The 21,455-nt window shown below is 68.1% G+C and carries 18 protein-coding genes; 12 read left to right on the top strand and 6 right to left on the bottom strand.

Annotated elements, in window-relative coordinates; all coding sequences use genetic code 11:
* Positions 1 to 9 precede the first annotated feature (9 nt).
* The 7 genes from atpA to AN216_RS01745 all read left to right on the top strand — a co-directional run bounded on the left by atpA (position 10) and on the right by AN216_RS01745 (position 9,131).
* Entirely contained in the window at positions 10 to 1,581 is a 1,572-nt protein-coding gene (gene atpA, locus AN216_RS01775; protein ID WP_070194782.1) for a F0F1 ATP synthase subunit alpha, read from the top strand.
* A gap of 3 nt (positions 1,582 to 1,584) precedes the next feature.
* Positions 1,585 to 2,517, top strand: a complete 933-nt coding sequence (locus tag AN216_RS01770; protein ID WP_070194781.1) for a F0F1 ATP synthase subunit gamma — start codon at positions 1,585 to 1,587, stop codon at positions 2,515 to 2,517.
* 1 nt (position 2,518) lies between these two features.
* The gene (atpD, locus tag AN216_RS01765) at positions 2,519 to 3,973 is read left to right on the top strand and encodes a F0F1 ATP synthase subunit beta (RefSeq protein WP_070194780.1); all 1,455 of its coding nucleotides are present in this window, start codon (positions 2,519 to 2,521) and stop codon (positions 3,971 to 3,973) included.
* An 87-nt stretch (positions 3,974 to 4,060) separates the two neighbouring features.
* Positions 4,061 to 4,444, top strand: a complete 384-nt coding sequence (locus tag AN216_RS01760; protein WP_070194779.1) for a F0F1 ATP synthase subunit epsilon — start codon at positions 4,061 to 4,063, stop codon at positions 4,442 to 4,444.
* A gap of 130 nt (positions 4,445 to 4,574) precedes the next feature.
* On the top strand, positions 4,575 to 5,027 hold the full coding sequence (locus AN216_RS01755) for a DUF2550 domain-containing protein (RefSeq protein ID WP_070194778.1): 453 nt from the start codon (positions 4,575 to 4,577) through the stop codon (positions 5,025 to 5,027).
* A 377-nt stretch (positions 5,028 to 5,404) separates the two neighbouring features.
* Entirely contained in the window at positions 5,405 to 6,523 is a 1,119-nt protein-coding gene (locus AN216_RS01750) for a quaternary amine ABC transporter ATP-binding protein (protein ID WP_070194777.1), read from the top strand.
* Positions 6,516 to 9,131, top strand: coding sequence for an ABC transporter permease/substrate binding protein (locus AN216_RS01745; RefSeq protein WP_070194776.1), 2,616 nt, complete (start codon positions 6,516 to 6,518; stop codon positions 9,129 to 9,131). Before AN216_RS01750 ends, AN216_RS01745 begins: the two co-directional genes overlap by 8 nt.
* A gap of 212 nt (positions 9,132 to 9,343) precedes the next feature.
* On the opposite strand, the gene AN216_RS01740 is transcribed toward AN216_RS01745, so the two are convergent.
* The 3 genes from AN216_RS01740 to AN216_RS01730 form a co-directional block, all read right to left on the bottom strand.
* On the bottom strand, positions 9,344 to 10,639 hold the full coding sequence (locus AN216_RS01740; RefSeq protein WP_420855677.1) for a glycoside hydrolase family 18 protein: 1,296 nt from the start codon (positions 10,637 to 10,639) through the stop codon (positions 9,344 to 9,346).
* Positions 10,640 to 10,844: 205 nt separating this feature from the next.
* Entirely contained in the window at positions 10,845 to 11,519 is a 675-nt protein-coding gene (locus AN216_RS01735) for a response regulator (RefSeq protein WP_070194775.1), read from the bottom strand.
* A 200-nt stretch (positions 11,520 to 11,719) separates the two neighbouring features.
* Positions 11,720 to 13,006: a sensor histidine kinase gene (locus AN216_RS01730; protein ID WP_070194774.1), complete on the bottom strand. Its 1,287-nt coding sequence runs from the start codon at positions 13,004 to 13,006 to the stop codon at positions 11,720 to 11,722.
* A gap of 158 nt (positions 13,007 to 13,164) precedes the next feature.
* Between AN216_RS01730 and AN216_RS01725 the strand changes: the two genes are divergently transcribed.
* Positions 13,165 to 13,746, top strand: a complete 582-nt coding sequence (locus AN216_RS01725) for a hypothetical protein (RefSeq protein ID WP_070194773.1) — start codon at positions 13,165 to 13,167, stop codon at positions 13,744 to 13,746.
* Positions 13,747 to 13,945: 199 nt separating this feature from the next.
* On the opposite strand, the gene AN216_RS01720 is transcribed toward AN216_RS01725, so the two are convergent.
* From AN216_RS01720 to AN216_RS01710, 3 genes are all read right to left on the bottom strand, one after another.
* On the bottom strand, positions 13,946 to 14,518 hold the full coding sequence (locus AN216_RS01720) for a cob(I)yrinic acid a,c-diamide adenosyltransferase (protein WP_070194772.1): 573 nt from the start codon (positions 14,516 to 14,518) through the stop codon (positions 13,946 to 13,948).
* 160 nt (positions 14,519 to 14,678) lie between these two features.
* Positions 14,679 to 15,434, bottom strand: a complete 756-nt coding sequence (locus AN216_RS01715) for an ABC transporter permease (RefSeq protein WP_079166124.1) — start codon at positions 15,432 to 15,434, stop codon at positions 14,679 to 14,681.
* Positions 15,435 to 15,445: 11 nt separating this feature from the next.
* A complete protein-coding gene (locus AN216_RS01710; RefSeq protein WP_244502274.1) occupies positions 15,446 to 16,234 on the bottom strand; it encodes an ABC transporter ATP-binding protein in 789 nt (262 codons plus the stop codon).
* A gap of 75 nt (positions 16,235 to 16,309) precedes the next feature.
* Here AN216_RS01710 and AN216_RS01705 point away from each other — a divergent pair, with 75 nt between their 5' ends.
* From AN216_RS01705 to AN216_RS28945, 4 genes are all read left to right on the top strand, one after another.
* The gene (locus tag AN216_RS01705) at positions 16,310 to 16,948 is read left to right on the top strand and encodes a TetR/AcrR family transcriptional regulator (protein ID WP_070194770.1); all 639 of its coding nucleotides are present in this window, start codon (positions 16,310 to 16,312) and stop codon (positions 16,946 to 16,948) included.
* 175 nt (positions 16,949 to 17,123) lie between these two features.
* Positions 17,124 to 17,972 carry a 3-hydroxyacyl-CoA dehydrogenase family protein gene (locus AN216_RS01700; RefSeq protein ID WP_070194769.1) on the top strand — a complete coding sequence of 283 codons (849 nt, stop codon included), beginning with the start codon at positions 17,124 to 17,126 and terminating at the stop codon, positions 17,970 to 17,972.
* A 351-nt stretch (positions 17,973 to 18,323) separates the two neighbouring features.
* Positions 18,324 to 18,677, top strand: coding sequence for an STAS domain-containing protein (locus AN216_RS01695; protein WP_070194768.1), 354 nt, complete (start codon positions 18,324 to 18,326; stop codon positions 18,675 to 18,677).
* A gap of 118 nt (positions 18,678 to 18,795) precedes the next feature.
* The gene (locus AN216_RS28945; RefSeq protein WP_070194767.1) at positions 18,796 to 21,315 is read left to right on the top strand and encodes a P-loop NTPase family protein; all 2,520 of its coding nucleotides are present in this window, start codon (positions 18,796 to 18,798) and stop codon (positions 21,313 to 21,315) included.
* The last annotated feature ends 140 nt before the right edge of the window (positions 21,316 to 21,455 follow it).

Raw genomic sequence — 21,455 nt, 5'->3', positions numbered from 1 at the left:
GGAACCCAGATGGCGGAGCTCACGATCCGGCCGGATGAGATCCGGGACGCGCTGGAGAACTTTGTCCAGTCGTACACGCCGGACGCGGCCTCGCGCGAAGAGGTCGGGACGGTCAGCGTTGCCGGCGACGGCATCGCGAAGGTCGAGGGGCTGCCCTCGGCCATGGCGAACGAACTGCTGAAGTTCGAGGACGGCACCCTCGGCCTCGCCCTCAACCTCGAAGAGCGCGAGATCGGTGCGGTGATCCTCGGCGAATTCAGCGGCATCGAGGAAGGCCAGCCGGTGCAGCGTACCGGTGAGGTGCTGTCGGTCCCGGTCGGCGAGGGTTACCTCGGCCGCGTCGTGGACCCGCTGGGCAAGCCGGTCGACGGACTCGGCGAGATCGACTCCGAGGCGGTCCGCGCGCTCGAGCTGCAGGCCCCCACGGTCATGCAGCGCAAGTCGGTGCACGAGCCGATGGAGACCGGCTACAAGGCCGTCGACGCGATGACCCCGATCGGCCGGGGCCAGCGTCAGCTGATCATCGGCGACCGGCAGACCGGCAAGACCGCGCTCGGCGTGGACACGATCATCAACCAGCGGGACAACTGGCGTTCGGGCGACCCGGACAAGCAGGTCCGCTGCATCTACGTCGCGATCGGCCAGAAGGGCTCCACCATCGCCTCCGTGCGGGGTGCGTTGGAGGAGGCCGGCGCGCTGGAGTACACCACCATCGTGGCCGCCCCGGCGTCCGACCCCGCGGGTTACAAGTACCTGGCTCCGTACACCGGATCGGCCATCGGCCAGCACTGGATGTACCAGGGCAAGCACACCCTGATCGTCTTCGACGACCTCTCCAAGCAGGCCGACGCCTACCGCGCCGTGTCCCTGCTGCTGCGTCGTCCGCCGGGCCGTGAGGCGTACCCGGGCGACGTCTTCTACCTGCACTCCAGGCTGCTGGAGCGGTGCGCGAAGCTCTCGGACGACATGGGCAAGGGCTCGATGACCGGGCTGCCGATCGTCGAGACCAAGGCGAACGACGTGTCGGCGTTCATCCCGACGAACGTCATCTCCATCACCGACGGCCAGTGCTTCCTGGAGTCCGACCTGTTCAACGCCGGCCAGCGGCCCGCTCTGAACGTCGGCATCTCGGTCTCCCGGGTTGGCGGCTCAGCCCAACACAGGGCCATGCGGCAGGTGTCCGGGCGACTGAAGCTGGACCTGGCCCAGTACCGCGAGCTGGAGGCGTTCGCCGCCTTCGGTTCCGACCTGGACGACGCCTCCAAAGCCGCCCTGGAGCGCGGTCAGCGGATGATGGAGCTGACCAAGCAGGACCAGTACGCTCCGTACCCGACCGCCGACCAGATCGTCTCCATCTGGTCCGGCTCCAACGGCAAGATGGACGACGTGCCGGTCGAGGACGTACGCCGGTTCGAGCGCGAGCTGCTGGACTTCCTGCACCGCGACTACAAGGCACTGCTGACGAGCATCGTCGAGGGCGGCAAGATGTCCGACGACACGATCGCCTCGCTCGGTGACGCGGTGGACGCCTTCCGGAAGCAGTTCGAGACCGCGGACGGCAAGCTGTTGGGCGAGGGCTGATCAATGGGTGCCCAAACCCGGGTCTACAAGAGGCGGATCAAGTCCGTCTCCTCGACCAAGAAGATCACCAGGGCGATGGAGATGATCGCCGCCTCGCGCATCGTCAAGGCACAGCGCAGGGTGGCGGCCTCCGAGCCGTACGCGACCGAACTCACCCGCGCGGTGACCGCGGTGGCGCACGGCTCGAACACCGAGCACTGGCTCACCACGGAGGTGGAGCGCCCCACCCGAGCCGCGGTACTCCTCATCACGAGCGACCGGGGTCTGGCCGGCGGCTACAACTCCAACGTCATCAAGGAAGCCGAGCGGCTGACCAACCGCCTGGTTGGCGAGGGTCGCGAGGTCCTGCACTACGTGGTCGGTAGCAAGGGCTCGGCGTACTACAAGTTCCGCGACCGTCCGATCGAGCAGTCCTGGACGGGTTTCACGGACAACCCGACGTACGCCGACGCCAAGATGGTCTCGGAACCGCTGATCGAGGCGATCAAGGCGGACACCGCGGCCAAGGGCGGGGTGGACGAGCTGCACATCGTCTTCACCGAGTTCGTCTCGATGATGACGCAGACCCCGCGAGGGGACCGGATGCTGCCGCTCAGCTTCGAGAAGTCCGCGGAGGAGTCGGCCGAGGTGCTGAGCAAGGGCAGCCAGGTGCTGCCACTGTTCGACTTTGAGCCGTCCGCCGACGAGGTGCTCGACGCGCTGCTGCCGCGCTATGTGGAAAGCCGTGTGTACAACGCGCTGCTGCAGTCCGCCGCTTCCAAGCACGCTGCCACGCGTCGTGCGATGAAGGCGGCAACCGACAACGCCGACGAGCTGATCAAGACGCTCACCCGGCTTGCCAACGCGGCCCGACAGGCCGAAATCACCCAGGAAATCAGCGAGATCGTCGGTGGCGCGAGTGCCCTGGCCGACGCTTCTGCGGGGAGTGACCGATAACATGACAACCTCTGCCCCGACGGCCTCAGAGGTCGTCACCGCGACCGGCCGCGTCGCGCGGGTCATCGGCCCGGTCGTCGACGTGGAGTTCCCCGTCGACACGATGCCGGAGATCTACAACGCCCTCAAGGTCGACGTCGCCGACCCGACCGAGGAAGGCAAGACGAAGACCCTGACCCTCGAGGTGGCACAGCACCTCGGTGAGGGTCTCGTCCGCGCCATCGGTATGGAGCCGACCGACGGCCTGGTCCGCCAGGCGCCGGTGACCGACACCGGCGAGGGCATCACCGTGCCCGTCGGCGACGTCACCAAGGGCCGGGTGTTCAACACCCTGGGCCGCATCCTGAACGAGCCCGAGGCCGAGTCCGAGGTCGAGGAGCGGTGGGCGATCCACCGTAAGGCCCCGGCCTTCGACCAGCTCGAGTCCAAGACCGAGATGTTCGAGACCGGCCTGAAGGTCGTCGACCTGCTGACGCCGTACGTCAAGGGCGGCAAGATCGGCCTGTTCGGCGGCGCGGGTGTCGGCAAGACCGTGCTCATCCAGGAAATGATCATGCGTGTGGCGAAGCTGCACGAGGGTGTCTCGGTGTTCGCCGGTGTCGGCGAGCGCACCCGTGAGGGCAACGACCTCATGGACGAGATGGAGGAGTCCGGCGTGCTGCCGCAGACCGCGCTGGTCTTCGGTCAGATGGACGAGCCCCCGGGCACCCGACTGCGGGTCGCGCTGGCGGGCCTGACCATGGCGGAGTACTTCCGCGATGTGCAGAAGCAGGACGTGCTGTTCTTCATCGACAACATCTTCCGCTTCACTCAGGCTGGTTCCGAGGTCTCCACCCTGCTCGGTCGGATGCCTTCCGCGGTGGGCTACCAGCCGAACCTGGCGGACGAGATGGGTGTCCTTCAGGAGCGGATCACCTCCACCCGTGGTCACTCCATCACCTCGATGCAGGCGATCTACGTGCCCGCGGACGACCTCACGGACCCGGCACCGGCCAACGTGTTCGCGCACCTGGACGCCACCACCACGCTGTCCCGGCCCATTTCCGAGAAGGGCATCTACCCGGCGGTCGACCCGCTGGACTCGACGTCCCGGATTCTGGACCCGCGCTACATCTCGCAGGAGCACTACGACTGCGCCTCGCGCGTCAAGGGAATCCTGCAGAAGTACAAGGACCTCCAGGACATCATCGCCATTCTTGGTATGGACGAGCTGGGCGAGGAGGACAAGCTCGTCGTCAGCCGGGCCCGCCGGATCGAGCGGTTCCTGTCACAGAACACCCACGCTGCCAAGCAGTTCACCGGGCTGGACGGGTCCGACGTGCCGCTGGACGAGTCCATCGCCGCGTTCAACGCGATCGCGGACGGTGACTTCGACCACTTCCCGGAGCAGGCGTTCTTCATGTGCGGTGGCCTGGAGGACCTCAAGGCCAACGCCAAGGAGCTGGGCGTCTCCTGAGCCGGGCTCCCGTGGCGGGGGTAGTCGTTTCGACCACCCCCGCCTCTACCCCTTATTCTTTTCACCACCCCACTTCGAGGAGCCACTGTGGCTGAGCTGCACGTCGAGTTGGTCGCCGCGGACCGCCAGGTCTGGTCGGGCCAGGCCAGCCTGGTCGTGGCGCGCACCACCTCCGGTGACATTGGCATCATGCCCGGCCACCAGCCACTGCTCGGTGTCCTGGAGACCGGTTCGATCACGATCCGTACCACCGGGGAGAGCGGAGAGGGCACGGTCGTGGCCGCGGTGCACGGCGGTTTCGTGTCCTTCGCGGACGACAAGCTGTCATTGCTCGCGGAGATCGCGGAGCTTTCCGACGAGATCGACGTCCAGCGCGCGGAACGGGCGCTGGAGAAGGCCAAGGCGGAGGCGGACGCCGCCGCCGAACGGCGCGCGGATGTCCGATTGCGCGCGGTGGCGGGTGTCCACTGACGCACGGACCCAGGGAGACAGCCCTCAGCCGCGGCCTGCACGGGACACCGCCCGTGCGGGCCGCGGCTGAGGCGATAGCGGAGCGGTGGTCGAAGCCGCGGCTCAGGACGCAGCGAGGAGGTCGGTGAACATGGCCCTCGCACTGCTGCTGTGCGGCGTGGTCCTGCTGCTGGTGCTGGTGGGACTGTTCGTCTTCGGGGTGCGACGCAGGCTGATCCAGCGCTCCGGCGGCACTTTCGACTGCTCACTGCGCTGGAACGTTTCGGAGCCCAAGGCAGGTGCTCCGAGCGGCAAGGGCTGGGTCTACGGTGTCGCGCGGTACAACGGCGACCAACTCGACTGGTTCCGGGTCTTCTCCTACGCCCCCCGGCCTCGCCGCACGCTCCAGCGCGGTGTCATCGAGGTGGTGGCACGGCGCGAGCCCACCGGGGACGAGGAGCTGGCGCTGCTGGTCGACCAGGTCGTGCTGGAGTGCGCTCTGGGTGGCGTACGGGTCGAACTGGCCATGGGGGAGGACGCGCTGACCGGCTTCCTGGCCTGGCTGGAGGCGGCGCCGCCGGGCCAGCGGGTGAACGTCGCCTGACGCGTACTGGTCGCCCCGCCACGGCCGGCCCCCTCCCACCCGTGTCCGGTGGGTGCGTGCGACCGCACTCTCGCCCTTCACCCGTTACGGAGAGTGCGTCGACCTGGACTCTCGGCGCGGTGCGGCAGTGCCATGTCGACGTTGTGTGAACGTTACCCCTCGGCGCCCGAGGCCGATTCCCCAGCCCTCACCCCGCCCTCTGGCCGGCGCATGACCAGGGACACAGGTTTGAACCGGGAGTTCCTGAGCAGCAGGACTTGGGTGTGTCGGACCCCTGCCTGCAGAACCGGTTCTTCATTCGCTGTAAGTGGCATCGCCACTCCGGCCGGGATCTCCGTTGAGTCGTCGCTCACGTCAAGAAGGTGAATGTGCCCAGTATGAGAGCCGAACACCTCTACAAGGTGTTCGGGAGAAGAGCGGACCGGGCTGTGGCCCGGCTGGAAGACGGAACGGAACGTGACCAGCTTCGGGCGGAAGGTACCACCGCAGCGGTCGTGGACGCCTCCTTCGAGGTCGAGGAGGGTGAGATATTCGTTGTCATGGGCTTGTCCGGGTCTGGCAAGTCCACCCTGCTGCGGATGCTCAACGGTCTCCTCGAACCGACTTCGGGGCGGGTCCTGTTCGATGACGAGGACCTGACGGCGCTGCCTCCGCGTGAACTGCGCAAGGTACGCGCCCACAAGATCAGCATGGTGTTCCAGCACTTCGCGCTCTTCCCCCACCGGAGCGTGCTGGAGAACGCCGGCTATGGCCTCGAAGTGCAGGACGTGCCGCGTACTGAGCGTGAGCGGCGCGCCGCCGAGGCGCTGGAGATGACCGGACTCCAGGGGTGGGAGCGTTCCTGGCCGGACGAGCTGTCCGGTGGCATGCAGCAGCGCGTCGGCCTCGCTCGCGCGCTCGCCACGGACGCCGAGGTGCTGCTTATGGACGAGTCCTTCAGTGCCCTGGACCCGCTGATTCGCCGTGACATGCAGGATCAGCTCCTGGAACTCCAGAGGAAGCTGAAGAAGACCATCGTCTTCATCACCCACGACCTGAACGAGGCGATGCGCCTGGGCGATCGCATCGCAGTGATGCGTGACGGGCGGATCGTCCAGGTCGGCACCGCCGAGGACATCCTGGTGCGTCCGGCAACCGACTACGTCGCTTCCTTCATCCAGGACGTGGACCGTTCGCGAGTGCTGACCGCGGGCTCGATCATGGAGTACGCCGGGACCGACTCCGCCACGGTGCCCGGCCGCGGGCTCAGCAAGGCGCCGACAGTCACCACCGAGACACCGCTGGCCGAGCTGTTCGCTCCGTTCTCGGCCGGTGAGGACACGATCGTCGTCACGGACGGGTCGGGCATGCCGGTGGGGGTCGTCGACAGGGAGCGACTGCTGACCGTTCTGGCCCAGGAGCCGCAGGCCGCGGCCAACGGGAGCGGCGCGCCGAGCGTGCGGGACGCCGGTGCTCTCGGCGGTACCGAGGACGCCGAGGTGAGCGCACGTGCCTGAGTTCCATCCCGGTAACGCGGTCGAGAGCGCGGTGTCCTGGCTGCAACAGCACCTCGCCTGGCTCTTCGACTTCCTCAACACCGTCCTCACCGGTCTCTACGACGGTATGCACACGGTTCTGGGCGGCGCCGAGCCGCTGCTCATGGCGGGGATCTTCGCAGTCGTCGCCTGCTGGCTGCGCGGACTGGCGGCGGGGGCCGTCGGCTTCGTCGGCCTGGCGCTGATCGACTCGTTCGGGCTGTGGGGTGAGGCGATGCAGACGCTGTCGCTCGTCCTGGCCGCCGCCGTCATCACCCTCGCGATCGCGGTGCCGGTCGGTGTCCTTGCCGCGCGCAACAAGGCCGTCAGCGCGGCGGTGCGTCCGGTGCTCGACGTGATGCAGACGATGCCGGCCTTCGTCTACCTCATTCCGGGCGTGATGTTCTTCTCCGTCGGTACGACCCCCGGTCTGTTGGCGACGATCATCTTCGCGATGCCGCCCGGTGTGCGGATGACGGAGCTGGGCATCCGGCAGGTCGACGAGGAACTGGTGGAGGCGGCCGAGGCGTTCGGCACCCCGCCCAAGCAGACCCTCACCAGGGTGCAGTTCCCACTGGCGCTGCCGACGATCATGGCTGGTGTCAACCAGGTCATCATGCTCGCGCTCTCCATGGTCGTCATCGCCGGCATGGCCGGAGCGCCCGGTCTGGGCGAACGTGTCTACGCGGCGGTCACCCAGGTCCAGATCGGTCTCGGCGTGGAGTCCGGTCTCGCGGTCGTGATCCTCGCGATGTACCTGGACCGGATGACCAGCGCTCTCAACGCGCGGGTATCGCCGCTCGGCCGCCGTGCCGCGGCGAAGGCCACCGCGATGATGGGCCGTCTGCGCTTCACCCGCTACAAGCCGCACACATCCGTGGCGCTGTGCGGAGTCGTCGTACTCGCGCTGGTCGCGGGCGGTGTGAACCTCGTGAACTCCGGCTCCGACACCGAGGCGTCCGGATCCACCGACGTGGGTAAGGGCAAGCAGCTGAACATGGCCTACTACCCCTGGGACGAGGCCATCGCGACCTCCTACCTGTGGAAGGAGGCACTGGAGCAGCGGGGCTTCGAGCCCAGTCTGAAGCAACTGGACGCCGGCCCGCTCTACACGTCCCTCGCGCAGGGTAAGACGGACTTTCAGACCGATGCCTGGCTGCCCACGACACACAAGCAGTACTGGGACAAGTACGGCTCGAAGATGGAGAAGCTCGGCGCCTGGTACGGGCCGACCTCGCTGGAGCTGACCGTGCCCTCGTACGTCGAGGGGATCGATTCCCTGGCGGACCTGAAGGGCAAGGGCGAGAAGTTCGACGGCAAGATCATCGGCATCGAGTCGAGCGCCGGCGAGATGAGGATCCTCAAGGAGAAGGTCCTCAAGGACTACGGACTGGAGGGCGAGTACGAGGTCGTCTCCTCCAGCACGTCCTCGATGCTCGCCGAGTTGAAGAGCTCCATCCAGAAGAAGGAGCCGGTGGTCGTCACGCTGTGGTCGCCGCACTGGGCGTACAACGCGTACGACCTGACCAAGCTCGATGATCCCAAGGGCTCCTTCGGCGAGGGCGAGAACATCCACAACGTCGGGCGTAAGGGCTTCTCGACGGACAACCCGATCGTTGCGAGCTGGTTGAAGAACTTCCGGATGACGGAGGAGCAGCTCACATCGCTGGAGGCCCGGATCCAGGACGTGGGGAAGGGCCAGGAGCAGCAGGCCGTCAAGGAGTGGCTGAAGGACAACCCCGGCTTCCTGGACAAGATGGTGCCGGTCCCCGGCGGCGACAAGAGGAAGGGCGAGGGTGCGGGCAAGACCGTCAACATCGGCTACTTCCCCTGGGACGAGGCCATCGCGACGACCTACCTGTGGCAGAACATTCTGGCGGACCGGGGCTACAAGCCCCAGGTCAAGCAGCTCGATCCGGGACCGCTCTACACGGCCATGGCACAGGGGCAGATGGACTTCCAGACGGACTCCTGGCTGCCGACGACGCACGAGCAGTACTGGGACAAGTACCAGGACAGACTCACGGACGTGGGGTCCTGGTACGGCCCCACCTCGCTGGAACTGTCCGTGCCGAAGTACGTCAAGGGAATCGACTCGCTCGAGGATCTCAAGGGCAAGAGCGACAAGTTCGGTGGCAAGATCACTGGCATCGAGTCCAGCGCGGGTGAGATGAAGATCCTCAAGCAGGTCCTGAAGGACTACGACCTCGACCAGGAGTACGAGGTCGTCTCCTCCAGCACGTCCTCCATGCTCTCCGCGGTGGACAAGGCGGTGAAGCAGAAGGAGCCGATCGTGGCCACCACGTGGTCCCCGCACTGGGTCTACAACAAGTACCCGATGAAGAAGCTGAAGGACCCCAAGGACTCCTGGGGCGAGGGTGACGACATCCACATCACCGCCAAGAAGGACTTCGAGAAGGACTTCCCCGAGCTGTACCGCTGGTTGAAGGACTTCAGGATGTCCGAGGAGGATCTCGGTTCCCTAGAGGCCGCCATCCAGGACGGCGGCAAGGGAAACGAGAAGGAGTCCGCGCGCAAGTGGCTGGACTCCCGCCCCGGCCTGACGAACAAGCTGGCTCCCGTCGAGTGAGCGAGTGAGCGCGTTAGCGATCGAGGCGGAGCCCATGACAGAACGGGGAGGGTGGCAGGCGGAAGCCGCCCTCCCCGTTCGACTGTGCGGACAGCGCGTGCCGTACGGGCGTCGCTCAGGGATGCCGCGCGTGCCGTACGGACGTGGCCGTCCTGGTGCGAGCGCCGGGGACGAGCCCAGCGCTGGGGACTAGGCCGGGCGAGCTCTGGGGACTAGGCCAGGCCGCTGTCGATCGCACTGACCAGCTCGCCGTTACCGGTGTCGCCACTGAACTCCCAGAAGAAGGCTCCGCCCAGACCCTGTTGCTTGGCGTAGTTCATCTTCCCGCGGACGGTTTCGGGGGTGTCGTAGCTCCACCACTCGTTGCCGCAGTGGGCGTAGGCGGTGCCGGCGATGGTGCCGGTCGAGGGACAGGACTGCTTGAGCAGCTTGTAGTCCTCGATGCCCGCCTCGTACTTCCCGGCCGCGGGTCCCGTCGCCGAACCGCCCGGCGCGCTCTGGGTGACTCCGGTCCACCCACGGCCGTAGAAGCCGATGCCCAGCAGCAGCTTCTCGGCGGGGACGCCCTGCGCCTTGAGATTCTGGATGGCGTCGTCCGAGTTGAATCCCTTCTGTGGGATGCCGTCGTAGGCACGGAGTGGGGAGTGTGGAGCGGTCGGGCCCTGCTTGTCCCACGCGCCGAAGAAGTCGTAGGTCATGACGTTGTACCAGTCGGTGTACTTCGCCGCCGCACCGTAATCCACCTTGTCGAGCTTGCCGCCCTGTGAGGCGTCCGCCGTGATGGCCGCGGTGACCAACTGGTCGCCGAACTTCTTCCGGAACGCCTGCATCATGTCCGTCATCGCGTTCGGCCCGCTCGTGTCACAGGTGAGGCCGCAGGCGTTGGGGTACTCCCAGTCCAGGTCGATGCCGTCGAACAGGCCCTCCCAGCGCGGGTCGTTGACCAGCTGATAGCAGGACTCGGCGAACGCGGCCGGATTCTTCATCGCCTCACCGAAGCCACCCGACCAGGTCCAGCCTCCGAAGGACCAGAGGATCTTGAGGTCGGGCTTCATCTTCTTCAGCTTCAGGAGCTGGTTGAAGTTGCCGCGAAGGGGCTGGTCCCAGGTGTCGGCCTTGCCGTCGACGCTCTCCGCGGCGGTGTATGCCTTCTCGGTGGCGGCGAACTGGTCACCGATGGTGCACTTGCCGCCCTTCACGTTGCCGAAGGCGTAGTTGATGTGGGTGACCTTGTCCGCGGAACCGCTGGTGACGAGGTCCTTGACATGGTAGTCGCGGCCGTAGACACCCCACTCGGTGAAGTAGCCGAGGTTGATCTTCCCGGCTGCCTGGGGGCTGCCCGGGTCGGCTGCCACCGACCGTGCGGCTGCCCCGGAGCGTTCGGCGGCGGGCTTCCCGTCCGCCGGCGCTGGGGCGGCCAGCCCGACGAGCAGTCCGAGGGGTAGTAACAGGGCGATCGCGAAGGAACTGGCTCTGCGTGTCACACGTCGTGCGGTCTCAGATCTCAAGGGCGCTCCTCGAGTCGGTCCGGAGATCCCGGAGGGGGACGGGTGGGACCTGCGCCGCCTTTCGGGGTGCTCACGGAGCACCACCGGAGCGTGTGTGGGGCACGCTCTCCGCAGTATTCGGGACACTAAAGAGGTCTGGACCAATGGTCAATAGGTCTGTACCAAATCCGAGATTCCGGGTCACGCGCCTCCGCGGATTCGCCGGTCAGGGCCCACTGACGCCCAACTCCTGCGCCAGCACCGCCGCCTGGGTCCTGCTGCGGAGATCCAGTTTCCGCAGCAGCCGACTGACATGGGTCTTCACGGTGGCCTCCGCCATGTCGAGGCGGTGCGCGATCTCCGCGTTCGACATGCCCTCGCCGAGGCAGCCGAGCACCTGCTGCTCCCGAGGGGTCAGCTCCGACAGCCCCGTGGGGTTGGGTGGTTCGTGGCGTCCGAGCCCGGGCCGGGCGAACTCGGTGATCAACCGACGGGTCACTGTCGGGGAGATCATGCCCTCGCCACGCGCCACCGTACGCACCGCCTCGATGACCGCGGAGGCCTCGCTGTCCTTGAGCAGGAATCCGGCCGCTCCGGCACGCAGGGCTCCGAAGACGTACTCGTCCAGGTCGAAGGTGGTCAGCACCAACACGTCGGCCAACTGCTCGGACACCACCTGACGGGTGGCGGCGACCCCGTCCAGCCGGGGCATCTGCACGTCCATCAGCACCACGTCCGGGCGCAGTTCCCGCGCCAGCCGCACCGCCTCCTCGCCGTCCGCGGCCTCCCCGACCACGTCGATGTCACCGGCACTGCGCAGAATGAGCAGCAGTCCCGCGCGTACGGACAGCTGGTCCTCCGCGATCACCACACGGACGGCTGCTGCTGGCTGCTCGTTCACTACAACTCCTTCTCTGGCGAATGGCGAATCGGTGTGCGTCGAGGACGAACGGCGAACGTGTTGCCCCGCGGTGACGGATGCCGACAGTTGGCGGACACCGGCTCGCGTGGCTCGTGCGCGGCCAGGGCAGGCGCGCCGACCCGGCGCCGGTCGGACCGCGACTGGACGGACGGCGGCCGCTCAGCGGTACGTGCCGGGGCTTACGCACGGGACATCGGGAGCACGGCCCGCACTTCCCACACCTTGCCGCCGGCATCCGTGCTGACGGGGCCGGTCTCCAAGGTCCCGTGCAGCAACTCGACCCGTTCCCGCATCCCGATCAGTCCGGCGCCGGAACCGGGCGCTCGGGGACCCTGTGCGTCCCCGAGCGTGCTGGTCACCCGTACGGACAGGGACCGTCGGCTCTCCTCGGCGTATGCCACGCGCACCGTGACCACGCCGGGAACGGCGTGCTTCTGCGCGTTGGTCAGCGACTCCTGGATCACCCGGTACGCCGCCAACTCCACCGGCGCGGGCAGTGGGTCGGCGTCCGGCTGGCGGGTGTCGCTCAGCGTGAACGCGAAGCCCGGCGCCGCCGTGCCGCGCGCCCGCTCGAACAGGGTGTCCAGGTCGGCGAGGGTCGGTGCGGCGATCGGTCCGTCGGTGTCCTCCGCATCCCGGAGAATGCCGATCAGGCGCCGCATCTCGGCGAGGCCCTGCACGCTGTTCTCCCGGATCACGCCGAGCGCGTCATGGGTGGCGGAAGCGGCGGACGTGTCCGGGGTGCCCGAGATGTCCGCGGTGGCGGCGTCGGCAGCGTGTTGCGCGTCCCCCGAGCGCGTGGAGTTCTCGCTGAACGACAGCGCGGCCGTGGCGTGGATGGCGATCGCGGACAGATGATTGGCCACCAGGTCGTGGAGTTCCCGAGCCATCCGGGAGCGCTCCGCGTTCACGGCCTGTGTGCGGTCCATCTCGGCCAGCAGGGCCGTCTGCTCGGCGCGAAGCCGCTCCGCTGCCGCCACCTCGCGATGGTTACGGACGATCGCCCCGGTGAAGCAGGGGGCCATGAAGATCAACCCGATGCTGAGGCCGATCAGCAGGGACTCGGAGGAGCGCGTCGCGATCGGCGGCACGACCGTCGAGATGACGGTGAGCAGGACGCTGATCCAGGGAAGCCGGCGGGCCAGAGTCGGACGACCGTACACCACGGCGGCGTACACCAGGTCGGTGAACATCACCATGGTGGACACCAGAGTGCCCGCGCACACATCGAGGACCAGCGCGCCCGTCGCGAGTAGGAGGCCTGCCTGCGGGGCCGTACGCCGCAGCAACTCGGCCCCGGACATGACCGCGAGAGCGATCAGGGCGGCCCAATTCGGCACTCCGAACAGCGGTAGGTCGCCCCCCAGGCCCACCTCCCAGACCAGCAGCCCGCCGAGCAGGCCGCCGAGGGCGATGAGGACGTCGTCACGATGTGGACGGGTGGGACGGGGGAGCAGCCTGCGCATGGCTCCATGACAGCACGTCGCTCCCGGGCCGCGCGTCGCCACGGGGACGTACATCGAAGGATGCAGCCGGGGATCATCGTTGGCTACGACGCCTTTCCAGGCGGTGTGGAGGAGTGTGGGGTCGTGCAAGCAATGCCCGTACGAGAGGAGCCGGAACTGTGCTCGTCACTCTGATCATCGCGTGTGAGATCGGCTTCTGGGTGCTGCTCGCGGCAGGACTCAGTCTGCGCTACCTGCTCAAGATGCCCCGGGCCGGCGCCGGTGTGCTGTTGTGCGAGCCGCTCCTCGAGCTGGTTCTGCTGATCGCTACAGCGATGGACCTGAAGAACGGTGCCGAGCCAAACTGGATGCACGGGCTGGCTGCCGTCTACATCGGCTTCACCGCGACGCACGGTCACTACATGATGAAGTGGGCGGACGGACAGTTCGCCTACCGTTACGCGGGCGGCCCACGCCCGGTGAAGCGTCCGAAGTACGGCAGGGCTCGTACCGTGCACGAGTGGAAGATGAGCGCCCGGGCCGTCGGGGCCGCGGTGATCGCCGCGGCGCTGCTGCAGTGCGCGGTGTGGTACGTGGACAGTAGCGAGCAGAGCGAGTCGCTCCAGATGTGGCAGCTGCGGATGGGCTTCATCGTCCTGATCGCGCTGGTGGTCGCGGTCAGTTACACCCTCTTCCCGAAGAAGGCCCCCGCGGGACACGCCGAGGCCGAGGCGGCGGAGCAGCAACCGGCGCAGCGTTGAGCTGACAGCGAGCTGGCCAGGTCAGTCAGCGGACGTGGCGGCCGCGGCCGTATGGGCCGCGGCCGCACGGTGTGCGAGGGGCCATCCTCGCAACCGCTCCGAACGACACGGCTGGCTCAGCTCCACCTTCGGTGGGGCATGGGACCCGCTCACGGGTCATACCGTCTGGCAGCGGAGTCCAGACCGGGTCAACCGGAGGTCAGCGGTTCTCGCCCGGGACCCAGAGCACGTCGCCGACTTCCTTGTTGGCCGTGCGGGCCAGGATGAAGAGCAGGTCGGACAGTCGGTTGAGGTAGGTGGCGGTCAGCGGGTTCATCACCTCGCCGTGCTCCTCGAGCGCGCGCCAGGTCGAGCGTTCGGCTCGACGCACCACCGTGCACGCCTGGTGGAGGAGCGCGGCACCAACGGTGCCACCGGGCAGGATGAAACTGCGCAGCTTCTCCAGCTCGGCGAGGAAGTTGTCGCAGTCCGCCTCGAGCTTGTCGATGTAGCCCTGCTCGACGCGGAGCGGGGGGAACTCCGGCGCGTCGACGACCGGGGTGGCTAGGTCTGCACCCACGTCGAACAGGTCGTTCTGTGCTCGGACGAGCACTGTGCGTACGTCTTCCGGGAGTTGACCCAGGGAGACGGCCACGCCGATCGCCGCGTTCGCTTCGTTCGCGTCGGCGTAGGCCTCGATACGGGAGTCCGTCTTGGACGTACGGCTCATGTCGCCGAGAGCGGTGCTGCCGTCATCACCGGTGCGGGTGTAGATGCGCGTCAGATTGACCATGGGAAGAGCCTACGGCGTGGCTGCGCATCCGGGGCTTCGGCGCCTCCTGGCTCTCGCTGGGCGTTTCTCACTGGGGCCGTTGCGCGGATACGGCGGCTTACGATCGCCTGGCTTGTGTGGGGCCGTTGCCCGTTCGGTTCCCGGGGCAGTCCCGGGAGCCCTAGGCGCCCGCCCTTTGGAAGACACGTGTCCCGACGGTCAGGGAGACGACCGCGAGCAGCACCGCCACGCCGGCTCCGAGCGCCACCTCCGGTGCGAGGTAGTCGCCCACGAACGCTCTTCGGACCGCGTCCACCAGATATCGGAACGGCACGAAGTGTGAGATAGCGTCCAACCAGCCCGGGGCGAGCGTCATCGGCAGCAGTACGCCTGACAGAAGCGTCGCCGGCAGGTTCACCGAGTTGACGACCGGTGCGAACTCCTGCGGTGTGCCGACCCACATCGCCAGGGCGTATGACAGCGCGGCGAGGGCCAGGGCCAGCACGCCGACGAACGCGAAACCTATCAGCACCCCCAACAGCGGGGCCCGCAGCCCGAACGCCACTGCCACCAGTACCAGGAGCACGGACTGGGTGAGGAGTTGGACGATGTCGCGCAGCAGACGGCCGAGCAGCAGTGCCAGTCTGCTGACGGGCGTCACCCGCATCCGCTCGATGACGCCGTACTGCTTCTCCATGATGACGGTGAAACCGGCGAACGTGGACGTGAAGAGGCCGAGCTGGACCATGAGGCCCGGAACCAGAGTCTGCCAGGAGTCACCGCCGCCGTTCAGCGGGATGTCCTGGAGCAGTGGGCCGAAGAAGACGAGGAACAGCATGGGCTGCAGGAGTCCGAACAGCAGCGCGAATCGAGAGCGAAGCGTCATGCGGAGATACCGGCCGAAGATGACTCCGGTGTCGGTGAGTAGTTGTGTCACTGTGTGACTCCTCAGATCGAGAGTGCTGCGGTGCTGTCGTGCTGCGCCGGTCCGTGACCGGTGATGGCGATGAACGCGTCCTGCAACGTCGCGTCCGGCGAACCCCCGTGTCGCTCCTTGAGTTGTCTGGCGGTGCCCTCGGCAACGATCCGGCCCTGGTCGACGATGACCAGTCGGTCCGCCAACGCGTCGGCCTCGTCGAGGTAGTGCGTGGTCAGGACGACGGTCATGTCGAGCTCCGAGCGCAGACGGCGCACCAGGTCCCAGAGGTCCGCGCGGCTGCCCGGATCGAGTCCGGTGGTGGGTTCGTCGAGGAAGAGGATTTCCGGTTGGTGGGTGAGGCCCATCGCGATGTCCAGCCGGCGGCGCTGACCACCGGAGAGTGCCGCGCACTTGCGGTCCAGCAGATCCGTCAGGGCGAACTGCCGCGCCAGCTTCTCGGCTCGGACAGCCGACTCGGGCTTGGACGCGCCGTAGAGCCGTGCCTGGGTGGCGAGTTCCTCCCGCACGGTCACTTGTGGATCGACGCCGCCGGCCTGCGCGACATGGCCGATCCTGCGCCGCACCGCGCGCGGATCGTCCGTGAGGTCGCAACCCGCGACGCTCGCCGTGCCACCGGTGGGTGGGAGCAGCGTGGTGAGCATACGGAGCGTCGTCGTCTTCCCGGCGCCGTTGGGCCCCAGGAAGCCGAGGATCTCGCCTCGCTCGACGGTGAGGTCGACGCCGCGAACGGCTTCGACCTCACCGGTCCTGCTCCGGAAGGTGCGGGTCAGCTGGGTGGTGCGGATGGCGGCTGGCATGACGGGCATAAAACCAGAGCGTCTTAAAATTTGCAACGACTACAAAAATTGGTTCGCGCCAGGTATACTCTCGTCATGGTCGGACTCAGGGAGCGGAAGAAGCAGCAGACCAGGCTGCAGATCTCGGACATCGCGACGGGGCTGTTCCTGGAGCGTGGGTTCGACGCGGTGACCATCGCGGAGATCGCGGAGGCGGCCGAGGTCTCGGTGAACACGGTCTACAACTACTTCCCGGCGAAGGAGGACCTCTTCTTTGACCGGGAGTCGGAGCTGATGCGGCGGCCCTCCGACATCGTGCGGGAGCGGGAGCCCGGTCAATCCGCCGCCGAGGCCCTGCTGGAGCAGTTGCGGTCCGACCTTGACGCGCACTCCTGGGAGGTGGGGATGCATGAGGGGTTCGATCGGTTCGTCCGCTGCATCCGTGAATCGCCCGCGTTGCTCGCCAGGTTGTACGGCATGGAGCGGCGGATCGCGGAGCACCTCGCCGAGGTGCTCCGCGAGGAGGTGGCCGCCGATGCCGACGACCCCACGCCGGAGGCTGTCGCCACCCAGTTGGTCGGGATGAACAACGCCATCCATCAAGTGATCTGGAACGGCGTGTACATCGGCCACACGCGGGCGGAAGTCGGCCGTCGGGCGCGGCGAGACCTGGACGTCCACGCCTCCCTGCTGAGCGATACCGTTCTCAACTACGCCACGCGCCCGGAGATATGAGGCGGCTCCCCGAATCGACATGAAGCCACCCGGAACGGACGCTCTCGGTGTGATGTCCGCCATGTGAGACGTGACGCGCGTCTCCCGGCGTCCATGTTCGGGGCTCGAACCGCTAAAGTCCGCCACATAGTGTCACAGCGCCGCAGTGTCGCGGCGTCAGCGAAAGGTGGGTGCCGTGGCGAAGAAACTCGCCGTCATCGGAGCCGGGCTGATGGGCTCCGGCATTGCGCAGGTCTCGGCCCAGGCTGGTTGGGACGTGGTGCTCCGCGATGTGACCGACGAGGCGTTGCGCCGTGGCAGCGACGGCATCCGGGCTTCGTACGACAAGTTCGTCGCGAAGGGCAAGCTCGAGGCCAGCGCGGCGGACGAGGCGTTCGCCCGGATTCGTACCACCACCGAGCTGGCCGCGGTGGCCGACGCGGACGTGGTGGTCGAAGCGGTTTTCGAGCAGGTCGAGGTGAAGCAGGAGCTCTTCGGGATTCTCGACGGTCTGGTGAAGGACGAGGCGGTGCTCGCCTCCAACACCTCGGCCATCCCGATCACCAAGATCGCGGCGGCCACCAGTCGACCGGAGCGCGTGGTGGGCACCCACTTCTTCTCGCCGGTGCCGATGATGGGGCTCTGTGAACTCGTCCGTGGACACAAGACCAGCGACGAAACTCTCGCGACCGCACGTGGGTTCGCGGAGTCGACGGGTAAGACGTGCATCGTCGTCAACCGGGACGTCGCCGGTTTCGTGACCACGCGGCTGATCTCCGCGCTGGTGGTCGAAGCCGCGAAGCTGCACGAGTCCGGAGTGGCCTCGGCGGAGGACATCGACACGGCCTGCAAGCTCGGCTTCGGCCACGCCATGGGTCCACTCGCCACCGCTGACCTCACCGGCGTGGACATCCTGCTGCACGCCACGGACAACATTCACACCGAGTCCCAGGACGACAAGTTCGCCCCGCCGGAACAGATGCGGCGGATGGTGGACGCGGGGGATCTCGGCAGGAAGAGCGGACGGGGTTTTTACCCGTACTGACGCGATGCGGGGCGGGTGCGGCCGTAACCGCCCCGTCCCCGCAGCCGTTGGCCGAGAGCCGGAGGCGGCCGACGTGAGGTCGCCATCCAGGATGGGGCCACAGCAGGCGCCAGCGCGAATCCGAGTGCGCTGACCACTCGCCGGAGTGAATTCAGGTATCGGTTCGAGCACCACGAGCAACTCAGCCGTCCCCGCATCCGTCAGTTGCTCGGGGACATCCGAGAGCACCGAAGTACCAGAAGCACCAAGAGCACCCGCAGTGCAGGAAGTGCGCGAGTGCCTGAAGCACCAGAAGCACCGAAGTACCAGAAGTAAAGGCCACGCAGTCATTCACACTCTCCGGGAGCGGTTATGCACATCAGGGGCGACCACGCCGAGCTGGTCGTCGGAGGTCGACTGGACGTCCGCAGTGCCGCGGACGCCCGCACGGCCCTGCACACTGCCGTCGACTCCGGGATGGGCGACCTGGTGCTCGACCTCGCCGCCCTGGACGCCTGGGACGCGACGGGTCTCGGCGTCATCATGGGCGCGCACCGACGGGCCGGCCGTTGCGGCAGACGACTCGTGCTGCGTGACGTCCCCCCGCAGATGCAGCGTTTGCTCGTCGCCACCAGGCTGCACCGCATCCTGGCGATCGAGGGGGAGGCTCCGCCGGTCACGGATGCTGGGACTGGCAGCCAGCGGCAGATCCTGACCAAGCCGTGATGTCCGGGACCGGGACGCGCCTGCCCCAGCTCAGGAATACTGGTGCGCCGGGTCCACCCGAGACGCCGCGTACACCCGGGACCCCGGCGGCGACACCAGCATCATGGGGGCGGAGGCCATGGCTCAGCAGGACGACAACCAGCCCGCCGGCGACCAACCGTACGAGCAGAGCGTCGCGCCGCACGCTCATACGGTCCAGCTGATCTCGGGTGACTACCTCCTCACCGTCAACCCGGTCGACGGCAGCGAGATCGAGTCGTGCCCACCAGGGCGGCGACCCGCGAGGCCACGGAAGTTCGGCATCGACGAGCGTCCCGGCCCTCGGCACCCCGAACACTCGCTGACCGGAGTGCCTGTTCCGCCGGTGCCGGCCGCTGCCGTACTGCTGGAGCGTGAGGAGGAGCGCGCGGCACTCGCCCAGTCCCTTTCGCACGGCCGCTCCGTACGTCTCACGGGAGCACCGGGGACGGGACGCAGCGCCCTGCTGGACGCCGTCGCGGAGGACGTGGCGACCATCGCGCCGGACGGCGTCGTACGTCTCAGCGGGCACCGCCGCACGGCCGACGACGTGCTACGGGCGCTGTTCGCCGCCACCCACGACTCGCCGTACGTACGGCCCGATACCACCCCCTTGCTGGAGCTGCTGAGCACGGTGGGTGCGGTGGTGCTGGTTGACGATGTCGAGTTCGGCGGGTCAGAGCTGGACCGGCTGCTGGAAGCCGCCCCGGAGTGCGCCTTTCTCGTGACGGCGGCCCCGGGGGTGCCCGCACCCGACCCGATGTCGCGATTCACCGAGACGCAGCTGACCGGCCTGAGCCGTACGGGCTGCGCGGAGTTGCTCGAGCACGCCGTACAGCGCCAGTTGACCGAGCAGGAGACGGACTGGGCCGGGGACCTGTGGTTCGAGAGCGAGGGCCGGCCCCTGCTGTTCGTACAGGCCGGCGCGCTGCTGCGGCAACGGGACGCCGGTCGCGACGACATGACGCCCGGCACCTCGCCGGAGCCGCTGCCGCCTGCGGTCCAGCGGGGCGGTGCCCCGGGGTTGGTGGCCGTGCTCGCCGGCGGGCTGCCGCGTTCCGCCCAGGAGGCACTGTGCCTGGCGGTCGCCCTGAAGGGGGAACTGCCTCACCCGACCAGCCTGGCCGACCTGGTCGAGGACAGCTCCGCGGCGGAGGAGTTCGCCTCGCTGACCGCCTCCGGGCTCGTCAGCACCGCCGGTGGGCGCATGCTGCTGGCTGCCGGGGTCCTCGACGATCTGACGGTGGCGGGATACGGCGAGGGAGCCGCGATCCGGGTGACCAGTGTGGCGCAGCACTACGGCTGGTGGGTGGGCCAGTCCGTCGTCAGCGCGCCACGAGCCAGCGCCGAAGCCGAGGCGATACTCGCCGCGTTGCACGGCGTGCAGGAGACCGAGCAGCCGAGTACGGTCGTGTTGCTCGCCCGTGCGGCGGCCCCGGTCTTCGCCGGAGCGCTGCGCTGGGGCGCGTGGCAGCGTGCCGTACGTGCCGGGCAGGAGGCCGCTCGGGCGACCGGACAGGTCGACGAGGAGGCGTATTTCCGCCATGAGTTGGGGGTGCACGCGCTGTGCACCGGAGACCTGGAGCGGGCGCGGGGGGAGTTGGAAGCCTCGATCGCCCTGCGCGGCTCGTTCACCGACCGAAGCGGTACGGTCGCCGGCCGGCGGGCGTTGGCACTCGTGACGGACCAGGTCGCGGCGGCGGGAGGCGAGCCCGCGCTCGTCAGCACGCCTAGCTCTCCCAACCGGCGGGTGACTCCGACACCGGCGGCACCCGGTTTCGTGGCCCGGGGCGAGTCGCTGTCGGCCGCTGAGCACCGCACCGGGCAGCCGCATCCGCCCGAGTGGCCGCACGCTCTGGAGCCTCCGGCCAGTGGGGCCGCGTCGTCAGGGGGCGGTTCGTCCCCCGCGGGGGACGAACCGTCGTACGGGCCTACGTCGGTGGCCGGTTCGGGCGTGGCGGGCGGCGACCACCGGGACACGGACCGGGACGCGGGCGGCGTACCTCCGGTGCTGCCACTGGGCGCTGGCGCCCCGCCCGACGACCGGGAAGCGGAGACGCTCGTCTCCGCTGGTCCAGCGGCGCGTGGGGAACGTACGGGCTCACCGCGTCGACTCGCGGCGCTTGGCACCCGGCGGAACATGGTCGCGGCCGGAGCGGGTGCGCTGCTGGTCGCCGTGCTCGGCACCGTAGTCACCATCGGAAGCACCTCGAGCAGCAGTGAGGAGCGCTCGCCCGCGGACACCGTGCGGCCCGAGGACTCGACCCCGCAGGGGGCGGACAGCACGAAGCCCTCGGAAGATGTCAGCACTCCACCGGAGACCCCGCCACCACCCGCCTCTGAGCCCTCGGGTCCGTCCTCCGAGCCAGGACCGACCACGAGCGAGGAGACCTCCGCGCCGGAGAACTCCGACAGCCCGCCGAGCAGCTCGCCGGAGGATCCCACGACCAGTCCGGAGGACCCGACGACCTCGCCGGAGGATCCGGACCCCAGCTCCAGTCCGGCGGATACGCCCTCACGGGGGAGTTCACAGCCGCGGTCCGACACCCAGCCCGAGCAGCGGAAGCGCGGTACGGACGGCCCTCGGACCACCCAGCCGTCAGGGCCGTCGATCCGGTAGCCACCTCCCGGGTCCCGGGCCGGTCGGTCCGGTGGCCTGACGAACGCGGGCCGTTCGGGCGGGAGGGTGTGCTCGTTCGCCGCGCACGCACACCGTCCGACGACCCACCACGCCGCGAACCGGCCTGGTGTCATGCCCGT

It is taken from the genome of Streptomyces oceani, from assembly GCF_001751245.1.
In the GTDB taxonomy this organism is placed as follows: Bacteria; Actinomycetota; Actinomycetes; order Streptomycetales; family Streptomycetaceae; genus Streptomyces; species Streptomyces oceani.
The sequence above is the reverse complement of the archived record's forward strand: the minus strand, read 5'-3'. Positions and strand labels throughout refer to the sequence as shown.

Bases quoted from the DNA above. Each gene is read 5' to 3' on its own strand.
- AN216_RS01705 (WP_070194770.1), top strand. From the start codon at position 16,310: ATGGTCGGACTCAGGGAGCGGAAGAAGCAGCAGACCAGGCTGCAGATC.
- AN216_RS28945 (WP_070194767.1), top strand. From the start codon at position 18,796: ATGGCTCAGCAGGACGACAACCAGCCCGCCGGCGACCAACCGTACGAG.
- AN216_RS01710 (WP_244502274.1), bottom strand. From the start codon at position 16,234: ATGCCAGCCGCCATCCGCACCACCCAGCTGACCCGCACCTTCCGGAGC.
- AN216_RS01720 (WP_070194772.1), bottom strand. From the start codon at position 14,518: ATGGTCAATCTGACGCGCATCTACACCCGCACCGGTGATGACGGCAGC.
- AN216_RS01770 (WP_070194781.1), top strand. From the start codon at position 1,585: ATGGGTGCCCAAACCCGGGTCTACAAGAGGCGGATCAAGTCCGTCTCC.
- AN216_RS01750 (WP_070194777.1), top strand. From the start codon at position 5,405: ATGAGAGCCGAACACCTCTACAAGGTGTTCGGGAGAAGAGCGGACCGG.
- atpA (WP_070194782.1), top strand. From the start codon at position 10: ATGGCGGAGCTCACGATCCGGCCGGATGAGATCCGGGACGCGCTGGAG.
- atpD (WP_070194780.1), top strand. From the start codon at position 2,519: ATGACAACCTCTGCCCCGACGGCCTCAGAGGTCGTCACCGCGACCGGC.
- AN216_RS01730 (WP_070194774.1), bottom strand. From the start codon at position 13,006: ATGCGCAGGCTGCTCCCCCGTCCCACCCGTCCACATCGTGACGACGTC.
- AN216_RS01755 (WP_070194778.1), top strand. From the start codon at position 4,575: ATGGCCCTCGCACTGCTGCTGTGCGGCGTGGTCCTGCTGCTGGTGCTG.
- AN216_RS01695 (WP_070194768.1), top strand. From the start codon at position 18,324: ATGCACATCAGGGGCGACCACGCCGAGCTGGTCGTCGGAGGTCGACTG.